The organism is Nostoc sp. PCC 9305, from assembly GCF_963920915.1.
In the GTDB taxonomy this organism is placed as follows: domain Bacteria; phylum Cyanobacteriota; class Cyanobacteriia; order Cyanobacteriales; family Nostocaceae; genus Nostoc.
This window is the reverse complement of record NZ_CAWUDN010000048.1, coordinates 46108-57036: the sequence shown is the minus strand read 5'-3', so window position 1 is coordinate 57036 and position 10929 is coordinate 46108. Positions and strand designations below refer to the sequence as shown.

General features: G+C 43.0%; 4 protein-coding genes and 1 pseudogene. All 5 read left to right on the top strand.

The annotated features are described in order from the left end of the window. Window positions 1-1873: pseudogene (locus ACM0OX_RS18865) on the top strand (filamentous hemagglutinin); the annotation flags it as partial. 246 nt (window positions 1874-2119) lie between these two features. Then, a complete protein-coding gene (locus ACM0OX_RS18860) occupies window positions 2120-5311 on the top strand; it encodes a filamentous hemagglutinin N-terminal domain-containing protein (protein WP_414516592.1) in 3192 nt (1063 codons plus the stop codon). Between the two features lie 445 nt (window positions 5312-5756). After that, a complete protein-coding gene (locus ACM0OX_RS18855; RefSeq protein WP_414516591.1) occupies window positions 5757-6863 on the top strand; it encodes a calcium-binding protein in 1107 nt (368 codons plus the stop codon). A gap of 564 nt (window positions 6864-7427) precedes the next feature. Then, window positions 7428-9986 carry a CHAT domain-containing protein gene (locus tag ACM0OX_RS18850; RefSeq protein ID WP_414516593.1) on the top strand — a complete coding sequence of 853 codons (2559 nt, stop codon included), beginning with the start codon at window positions 7428-7430 and terminating at the stop codon, window positions 9984-9986. A gap of 334 nt (window positions 9987-10320) precedes the next feature. Beyond that, window positions 10321-10929, top strand: coding sequence for a Uma2 family endonuclease (locus ACM0OX_RS18845; protein ID WP_414516590.1), 609 nt, complete (start codon window positions 10321-10323; stop codon window positions 10927-10929).

Sequence of the window (10929 nt, the reverse complement as noted above, 5' to 3'; positions counted from 1 at the left end):
TATCAACATCAATGCTACAACACTGTCACTCACTGATGGCGCTCAACTGCTAACCATTACTCGTGGTGCATCTGCTACCCAACCAGCAGGAAGAGGGGATGCAGGCAATGTCAATGTTTTTGTAACAAGTGCTGTTGATATTGCTGGGGAGAAAAACGATTTTTCCAGTGGGATTCGCAGCAATGTGGAAACGGGGACTGTTGGAAATGGCGGTAGCATTACCATCGATTCTGGTGACTTTTCATTAGGAGATGGCGCTTTTCTTTCAGCCTCAACTTCAGGAGTGGGGAATGCGGGGAATGTGACAGTGAGTGCAAAAAATGCTGTTGACCTTGCAAATAGTGGCATTTTCAGCGCAGTGTCAGCAGGAGGCGTAGGTAAAGGAGGCAATATCAACATCAATGCTACAACACTGTCACTCACTGATGGCGCTCAACTGCTAACCATTACTCGTGGTGCATCTGCTACCCAACCAGCAGGAAGAGGGGATGCAGGCAATGTCAATGTTTTTGTAACAAGTGCTGTTGATATTGCTGGGGAGAAAAACGGTTTTCCTAGTGGGATTCGCAGCAATGTGGAAACGGGGACTGTTGGGAATGGCGGTAGCATTACCATCGATTCTGGTGACTTTTCATTACGAGATGGCACTCAACTTATTGCCTCAACTTCAGCAGTGGGGAATGCAGGGAATATTCGCATCAATGCAAAAGATACAATAACTGTTTCTAGAAGTAATCAACAGAGCAAATTTTCTAGTGGTTTATTCACATTTACTGATTTTAATTCCACTGGCATTGGTGGCGATATTACCATAAACACCAATATCTTTCGCATCTCCGACGGTGCATTACTGGATGCACGCACTAGAAATAATCAAAAGGGTGGCGATATTACGGTAAATGCAAATATTTTTGAAGCACTCAACCGCGGACAACTCACCACCACTACCTCAAGCAATGGACGTGCAGGTAAAATAACTGTCAATGCTACTGATAAGGTCATAATTAGTAGTAGTGACTTTAGTTATGATGACCGAGTTACTAACTTTCCTGACAACGTACTAAATATCGGTGCTAACAGTGGCTTATTTGTCAGTTCCACTGGTTCAGGAATCACAGGCGACATCGAAATAAACTCACCCAAAATTACCTTAGATAACCAAGGTAAACTCAACGCCGAATCTGCATCTGGTAACGGTGGTAACATCAACCTCAACAGCGACTTACTCTTACTCCGTCGCAATAGTCAGATATCCACTGACGCAGGTACAGACAAATTAGGTGGCAATGGCGGTAATATCAATATCAACTCAAAATTTATCGTTGCAGTTCCCAAAGAAAATAGCGATATCAGCGCTAACGCCTTCACTGGAACTGGTGGTAGAGTTGACATTACAACTAACGGTATTTTCGGTATTCTGCCGCAAAAACGCCCAACCGAAAACAGTGACATTACAGCGAGTTCAGAATTGGGGGTGAGTGGCGAAGTAACTATCAACACTCCAGATACTGACCCCAGTCGCGGCTTAATTCAACTACCCTCCAACCTCGTGGATGTATCCCAACAAATTGCCCAAGGTTGCACTTCCAGAGAAAGACAAAATGCCAGTCGTTTTATCGCTACCGGACGCGGTGGATTACCCCAAAGTCCTAACGAACCGTTGCGGGGACGAACAGTGATTACTAGTTGGGTAGATTTGCCCGTCCAGGCAACAGCCATCACGAATAAATTATCTACTGCATCTATGACCAAATCTAGCGATCGCATTGTCGAGGCTCAAGGATGGATTGTCGATGCTAATGGTAATATTATGCTTGTGGCTCAATCTCCTCAAAGTTTTTCTATTCCCTCTGCCATGTCTTGTAGTCAATAATTCGTTACTCCAATCGGACGAGGAATTACGATGAAACCCAAGAGCAATCAAAACAATCAGATGCATTACCTAATTTTAAGTTTTAAAAAGTTTACTCCGATCTAGTGAAAATATCTGCTGAAATTAATTGTAGAAAAATTGATCGGGACGGATAGCTGAAAACCCTTGAAGATGTGGCTCAAAGCTGTGGCGTAAGAAAATTGCATATTCACAGGTAGGAAATGAGCAAGCGAGGCTGGTTCTGATATGACAACCTGTAAAGATAGGAATTGGCACTCAGATTTATTAGAAGTTTTTGGGATTATTGGAGTGCTTGCTCACGGCATATTTTGTTCTGAAAATCACGCCTTAGCCCAGATTACGCCTGATGGAACATTGGATAATAACTCTTCAACGATCGCTCCCAATGTCAATATTAAAGGTAATGCTGCTGACCGGATTGATGGTGGAGCAACTCGCGGTGCAAACCTGTTCCATAGTTTCCAGGAATTCAATGTCGGAGAATCCCAACGTGTTTATTTTGCCAATCCCACGGGAATCTCCAATATTCTCACACGGGTGACGGGAAGTAATATCTCCAATATTCTCGGCACATTGGGGGTAGATGGTGGTGCAAATTTGTTTTTGATCAATCCCAATGGTATTTTATTTGGCAATAATGCACGGCTGGATGTGGCGGGTTCCTTTGTAGGGACTACGGCGAATTCTTTTGTGTTTGGCAATGGCTTGGAATTTAGTGCAACTAATCCTCAGACTCCTTCTTCATTACTAACAGTTAATCCTTCCGCTTTACTATTCAATCAACTTCAGGTTGGCAGAATTGAAAATAGGTCAATTGCACCAGCAGGAGATAATATCTTTGGTCTACGAGTACCAGATGGTCAGAGTTTACTATTAGTGGGTGGAGAAATTGCCATCAACGGAGGTAAATTGAATGCTCCGGGTGGGCGAGTGGAATTGGCAGGAATTGCAGGTGAGGGGACAGTCGGACTGAATGTGGATGGTAATAATTTGAGTTTGATTGTTCCTGATAATGTAGCTAAAGCCGATATCTCACTCAGTAATCAAGCTTTGGTTAGTACCAGTGGCGAAGGTGGCGGCGCTATTCAGGTGTGGGGTAAAGGAGTTACAGTCAATGGAGGTTCCCAGATTGAAGCCAGCACTTTAGGAGCATTACCTGGAAAAGGATTGAGTGTAAATGCTTCCGAATCAGTGCAAGTCGTTGGAGAATCACCTACTGGAATTCGTAGCGGTTTATTTGCTGAAAGTTTTGGGACAGGAGATGCAGGAGACCTGACAATTAACACCAGACAGTTACAAATCTTAGCAGGAAGCAAGATTTCATCTAGTACAACGAATGCAGGTGTGGCAGGAAATTTGACCGTGAATGCCTCAGAATCAGTGCAACTAATTGGGATTCCAGATAATCCGAATTTAGGCTCTAGTGGTATATTTGCTGCATCTAATGGAGTGGGAAACGCCGGGGACATCACGATTAACACTAGACAGTTACTCATCCAAAATGGAGCCGGAATCACAACTGATAACGAAGGTAAAGGGGTTGGAGGGAGTATAACAGTAAATGCCGAATCAGTGCAGCTAGTCGGTACTGCGATTCTGCCACAGTTTCCTAATAGATGGTATCCTAGCAAAATAAGTTCTAACGCTTATAGCACAGGGCCCGCAGGAAAGATTACGATTAATACCAATCAGTTGTTAATCCAAGATGGAGCAGCGATTTCAGCTCGAACTAGCGGTAGTGGGGCTGGAGGAAGTTTGACGGTAAATGCCTCCCAATCAGTTAAACTGATAGGATTTGCTACTAATAGTAATAGTCTATTTCCCTTTCCCAGCAGCTTGTTGACTCAAACACAAAGTACAGGAACAGCTGGAGATTTGGTAATTAACACCAATCAGTTGATTGTCCGAGAAGGACAACTATCTGCCAGTACTTTTGCACAAGGGAATGCTGGCAATATAAACATTGAAACTGTCACGATGAATATCATTGATAGTCAAGTGGGAAGCAGTGTTTACCGTAAAGGGTTTGCAGGAAATTTGACTATTCACGCTGCCGAGTCAGTGGAAATCAGTGGAAAAATCAAATCGTTTACATCTAATCTTGAAAATCCTGCTGGCTTATTCGCTCAGGTCAACCCTAGAGGTGAGGGTCGCGGTGGCAACTTGACTATTGAGACAAAACGCTTGAGTGTCAGTCATGGAGGCAGAGTGCAAGTCGCTACTTTTGGTCAAGGAGACGCTGGTAATCTCACAATTCGTGCTTCTGAAGTAGAGGTATTTGATACACCTGTTGATAACCTCTTTGCTACAGGGATCAATGCAGGTATTGAAGTAGACGCAGATGAAAGAACAGTTATTCCACCCAGAGGCAACGGTGGCGATTTAACAATCGAAACCGATCGCTTAAGTGTGAGAGGTGGTGCAATAATATCAGTTCGCACTGCTGGAGTGGGCAATGCAGGTAGATTGCGAATTCATGCGTCGAAATCTGTGGAAGTCGTTGGAAAATCACCAAATGGTAACTTTAACAGCCAAATCAGCGCTGCGGTGACGCCAGAAGGTACTGGTCGTGGGGGAAGTTTAAAGATTGAAGCTGGGCAGATGAGTGTTCGGGATGGAGGTGAAGTCACTGTCAGTAGTACCGGAGCGGGGACGGCAGGCGACCTTGAGATCCAAGCTCGTTCTCTGAGCCTGGATAATCAAGGAGCGATCGCCGCCATAACCAGAGCGGGGAATGGTGGTAATATTACCCTGAAGTTGCAAGACTTATTATTACTACGCAATCATAGTCAAATTTCTACCACTGCCGGCAGTAGCGAATTCGGTGGCGATGGCGGTAATCTCATAATTAATAGCCCTTTCATTGTCGCCGTCCCACAAGAAAATAGCGATATCAGCGCTAACGCCTTCACTGGAACTGGTGGTAGAGTTGACATTACAACAAACGGTATTTTCGGTATTCTGCCGCAAAAACGCCTAACGGAAAACAGTGACATTACAGCGAGTTCGGAATTGGGGGTAAGCGGGGAAGTAACTATCAACAGTCCTGATACTGACCCCAGTCGCGGCTTAACTCAACTACCCTCCAACCTCGTGGATGCATCTCAACAAATTGCCCAAGGTTGCACTGCTAGAAGAAGACAAAATGCCAGTCGTTTTATCGCTACAGGACGAGGTGGATTACCCCAAAGTCCTAATGAACCGTTGCAAGGACGAGCAGTGATTACTGGTTGGGTAGATTTGCCCGCACAAGCAACAGCCATGACGGACAAATTATCTACTGCATCTATGACCAAATCTACCGATCCGATTGTCGAGGCCCAAGGATGGATCGTTGATGGTAATGGTAATATCATGCTTGTGGCTCAATCTGTGCAAAGTTCTTTTATTCCCTCTGCCATATCTTGTAGTCAATAGACTTCTTGGCATTGTGGGGTAAAGGTATGGAATTTTCCCAAACCCAGTAATCTTTAACCTTTCTCCAACATCTTGCAAAAGCAACTTCTGCAAGAAGTCTATCGACCTATAATACAAAATTTCTGTTTGGGTGCATAAAAAATAAAACTCATCGTATATGAGTTTAGCAGGGAGATTCACTTAGCTCAACTTTATTCAACAAAAAGCCTGGCTCTTGGGCAAATACTTTTTAAGTAAAACTACCTTCCCTTAAAGGTTTCAGGGATAGCGTAGACCCTATCTAGCGGTTTTTTGCAGATATCTTGTTACCAACAAAACTAATAAAGTCGAGCTAAAACCGGACTTCCAATTGCGTCTCTATGTGATGAAATATCACCCCAGATAGACCTTATTGAAACCAAAAAACTAAAACCTTTTACTTTTACTAATCAGAGGAATAATTAAAATGCCAATCTATAGTGGAACTAACGGAAATGACAATATTATCGGTAGTATTTTTACTGATAGTATCTTTGGGTTTGGAGGAAACGATACCCTTAATCCTGGGTCTGGAGTTAATGATTATATAGATGGCGGCACGGGGATCGATTTACTCGTAGCCGACTACTCTAATGTCAGCAGTCCTTACAGCTTTTCCTTCAATAATATCGAAAAAATTTCCTTCAAAGGCAGTAATGGAGTTGATAATTTTACCTTCAACAACACCACTGATACCCTATACGGTAATGGTGGCAACGATATCTTGGATGCCGGAGCTTTCGATGATTATCTTAATGGCGGTAGTGGGAGTGACTCTCTCTACGGAGGTGATGGTAACGATACCCTTAATCCTGGATCTGGAGTTAATGATTATATAGATGGCGGCACGGGGATTGATTTACTCGTAGTCGACTACTCTAATGTCAGCGATCCCTACAGCTTTTCCTTCAATAACATCGAAAAAGTTTCCTTCAATGGCAGTAACGGAGTTGATAATTTTACCTTCAACAATACCACTGATACCCTATACGGTAATGGTGGCAATGATATCTTGGATGCCGGGGCTTTCGATGACTATCTTAATGGCGGTAGTGGTAATGACTATCTCTACGGAGGCTACGGCAAAGATACCATCTATGGGGGTAGTGACAATGATTTTCTCTTCGGTCAGCAGGATAACGATATTCTTGACGGCAACAGTGGCAATGATTTTCTCAATGGTGGGGAAGGCAATGACTCTCTCTACGGAAGCGATGGCAATGATATTTTAAATGGTCGTAAAGACAACGATTACCTTGTGGGAGGAAGTGGAGCCGATAAATTTGTCTTCGACTCTCTGTCTGATGGAATTGATTACATTGCAGACTTTAAGTACTTTGAAGGAGATAAAATTCAGATTTCTAAAGTTGGATTTGGTGCGAGTTCTACCAGTCAGTTTAGTTATAACAACAGCACAGGTGCTTTGTCTTTTGATAAATCTCCGTTTGATGCGATCGCATCGGTTCAATTTGCCTCTCTCCAAACCAACTTAGGGAGCGGATTTCTTCCTAGTTTTGACATCGTTTTGGTTTAAAACAGGACTAATTTTACCAGGAGTAAGAGTTACCTTTAAGAGTTGACCAAGTTCATTAGACCTCTTGCAAAAATATATTTTTGCACTCTTAGGGAAAAGGGAAAAGGTTAAAGGGAAAGGATTTTGAGTTTTTTTCCCTTTTTCCCCTTCCCCTTTACCCCGACTTTTGCAAGAAGTCTATTGACGACAAAACGCTTTACAGCAATCATCTACATGACAAAGCAAAGCATCTAAACTAAACATAGGACAGGTTACTGGATTTGTTGTTATTTTCAGCTTACTACCTGTCCTTTTCCCGATCCCGAACTAAGGTTCATTAGATTGTGGAGGCTCAAGGATAGATTGTTGATGGTAACGGTGATATTATGCTTGTGGCTCACATATGTGCAAAGTTCTTTTATTCCCTCTGCCATGTCTTGTGGTCAATAATTCGTTACTCCAAGATTCAAGGGAGGAATTCCGATGAAACCCAAGATTCATCAAAACAATCAGTGGCAACGGATATGTGACGGATTTAAGATATGGTTGATTCATCTCTTTAAAATCCATCAGCTGCCTGTTTTCATGCTCTTGGTTGTGGTGACAGCTTTTTTGTGCATTACTGCTTTTCCTGTTGTTGCAATAGAGACACAAAATATCGCAACTCTTGGAGTCTCAATCCAAAATCCTCCTGCACAAACACAAGACTTGCTGCAACAGGGTAAAGTGCTGTATGAGGCAGGAAAATTTGCAGAAGCGGTTAAAGTTTTGCAACAAGCAGTTAAAAGTTTTGGCAGCCAAGGCAATGAATTGCAGCAAGCTGTGGCATTAAGTAATTTGGCGTTAGCACATCAAAAACTGGGTAATTTGCAACCAGCGCAACAGGCAATTACGGATAGCTTAAAGTTGCTCGAAAAATCCTCTCCTGCCCAAGATATTCAGGTTTTGGCTCCAATTCTAGATATTCAAGGTAGTATTCAACTAGACTTGGGACAAGCTGAACAGGCACTTAACACCTGGCAACGTGCAGAAGCCAGCTATAAGCAATTAGGCGATCGCAATGGCATGATCCGCGATCGCATCAATCAAGCACAAGCATGGCAAGTTTTGGGATTTTACCGTCGGGGTTTGACAATCTTGACTCAATTGCAGCAAGAGTTACAATCAAAACCTAATTCAGTCAGTAAAGCAGTAGAATTACGGTCTTTTGGCAATGCTCTGCAATTAGCCGGAGATTTGAATCAATCTCGTCAGGTATTACAGCAAAGTTTGTCAATTGCCCAAGAATTGGATTCTCCCCAGGATATCAGCGCGGCTTTATTCAGTTTAGGCAACACGGCACAAGGACAGCAAGATTTTAAGGGTGCAATAGAATTCTATCAGCAAGCTGCTGCGATCGCTCCTAACCCGATTAGTAAAGTTCAGGCTCAAGTTAATCAGTTGAATTTACTAGTGAACGCAAGACAAACAGCCGCCGTACAGATATTATTGCCGCAAATCCAAACTCAACTGACACAACTACCTGCTTCTGTGACAACTATTTATGCGCAGATTAATCTAGCTCAAAGCTTGATGAAATTCGGAACTACACCCAAAGCGATCGCTCAAATCTGCGCGAGGGCCCTGCAACAAGCTGAAGATTTAGCAGATAAACGAGCCGAAAGCTTTGCCCTTGGGACTCTAGGCAGTGTATACGAACAAACTAAACAATGGTCAATAGCCCAGAACCTCACCCAACAGGCACTGAACATAGCCCAAACAATCAACGCCTCAGATATCGCTTATCGTTGGCATTGGCAGTTAGGACGCTTGTTAAAACAGCAAAAAGAGATTGAGGGTGCTATTGCCAGCTATGATACTGCGATCGGTGAATTGCAGACTCTCCGTAGTGACTTAGTAGTTGTGAATCGAGATGTCCAGTTTTCTTTTAAAGAAAGTGTAGAACCTGTATATCGAGAGTCCGTAGAATTATTGTTGCAGTTTCAGCAAACTCATCCCAGCGAACCAATCCTAGACAAAGCTAGACAAAGGATTGAAGCACTGCAACTAGCGGAATTAGACGACTTTTTCCGGGAAGCTTGCATTAATGCCAAAACTGTTTTGCTTGACACAGTGGTAGATAAAGATAATCCCACAGCCGCGATCGTTTATCCAATTATTCTGCCTTCTCAACTCCAAGTGATTGTCAAAATTCCTAAACAACCACTGCGTAGTTATACAGTAAATAAGTCCCAGCATGAGGTAGAAGGTACTATAAAACAACTCAGAGAGTATCTATTAGAACCCGATCGGACTGAGGAAGTGCAGGCGTTATCACAAGAAGTTTATGGGTGGTTAATCAAAGAAATTGAGTCAGATTTAAAAGATAGTGGAGTCAAAACCCTTGTATTCGTACTGGATGGAATATTGCGAAATGTGCCAATGGCCATATTGTATGACGGTCAGCAATATCTGGTAGAAAAATACGCTGTAGCCCTCAGCTTAGGACTCCAGTTACTCGCACTCAAACCCTTGACACAAACAAAACTCAATGTCCTAGCTGCTGGGTTAGTGCAACCACCAAAAGGCTTTCAACAGCAGTTTCCACCGCTACCAGAAATTAAAGCAGAATTCGATTCTATTTCCCAAGCGATCGCATCTACCACCCAGTTACTAGACCGAGACTTCAACAGCAAAAACCTAGAGAGTAAGGTAAATAGTGTACCATTTAATGTGTTGCATCTGGCAACCCACGGTCAATTTAGTTCTAATGTTGAGAATACTTTTATACTTGCAGATGATGGGCCAATCAACGTCACGCAATTTGATAGCCTGTTGCGCCGTCGAGATCAAACTCGCTCAGAAGCCTTGGAAATGCTGGTGTTAAGTGCTTGTCAAACCGCTACTGGTGACAATCGCGCCACGCTAGGGCTAGCAGGAGCGTCCGTAAAAGCTGGTGCCCGTAGTACCTTGGCTTCACTATGGCATATCAGTGATAAATCTACTGCGATCTTAATTGGGGAATTTTATCGTGAGTTAGTTAAAACTAAGGTGACAAAGGCTGAAGCCTTGCGTCGTGCCCAAGTAAAATTATTAAAAGATTATCCTAATTACAGTCGTCCTGGTTACTGGGCACCTTATGTTTTAGTTGGTAACTGGCTTTGACAAATTCTTATCCACTTATTGAAAAGTTTGCCCTATCTGAATTTTAGAGCTAACGAAACCCAACATTATCAAGGCTTTGTTGGGTTTCGCTGTTCTCAAACTAACCTACTATTCTGGGGATTTAGAGCAATACGGTTCAGTTAAGGCTAAAACTCTTTATTAAAGTCAATTTTTTTAACGAACCGCAGAGGCACAGAGGGAACAGAGAGAGGAAAAAAATGCTTAACTGAACCGTATTGGGATTTAGAGTTGATTAATTCTTCAGCTAACCGTATTCGATTAGAATAGCAATAAGATTCAGTGGTAGTCTGTATAGGGTAAGAAAGCAAAGCAAATGACCCAAACGACGAAAACCCAAAAACTGCTGACCTTTGAGGAGTATCTTACCTATGACGATGGTACAGACACGCGCTATGAGTTGGTGGATGGAGAACTAGTCGAGATGCCACCAGAAAGTCAGGAGAATAGCAATCTGGCAAGATTTCTATTTGTTGAACTACTAAAATATTTCGCATTTTATTTAGTTGCTCACAAGGATACAGAAATTGAGGTGGCGGGGCGACGGGCGAGATGTCGTTTACCTGACTTAATGGTTCACACTGAAGAATCTTATGCTGCCCTTATCGGTGCTACTCGTGCTACTATCACCCGTGATATGCCGCCGCCTGCGCTAGTGATTGAAATTGTTTCTCCGGGAACAGCAAACCGTGTTCGTGATTATCGTTACAAGCGGACAGAGTATGCTGCTAGGGAAATATTAGAGTATTGGATTGTTGACCCACAGATGCAACAAATTACAATTTGCCAGTGGGTAGAGGGACAGTATGAGGATAAGATATTTACAGGTGCGACTTGCATGGAATCAGTGGTAGTTGCTGATTGGGCGCTAACAGTAGAGCAGGTGTTTAACAGCGCAAACCTACCAAAATTACCAGGCGAATAG

What these genes read in the sequence shown, in the direction of transcription:
- ACM0OX_RS18855 (WP_414516591.1), top strand. Translation starts at nt 5,757, where the DNA reads ATGCCAATCTATAGTGGAACTAACGGAAATGACAATATTATCGGTAGT.
- ACM0OX_RS18860 (WP_414516592.1), top strand. Translation starts at nt 2,120, where the DNA reads ATGACAACCTGTAAAGATAGGAATTGGCACTCAGATTTATTAGAAGTT.
- ACM0OX_RS18845 (WP_414516590.1), top strand. Translation starts at nt 10,321, where the DNA reads ATGACCCAAACGACGAAAACCCAAAAACTGCTGACCTTTGAGGAGTAT.
- ACM0OX_RS18850 (WP_414516593.1), top strand. Translation starts at nt 7,428, where the DNA reads ATGCTCTTGGTTGTGGTGACAGCTTTTTTGTGCATTACTGCTTTTCCT.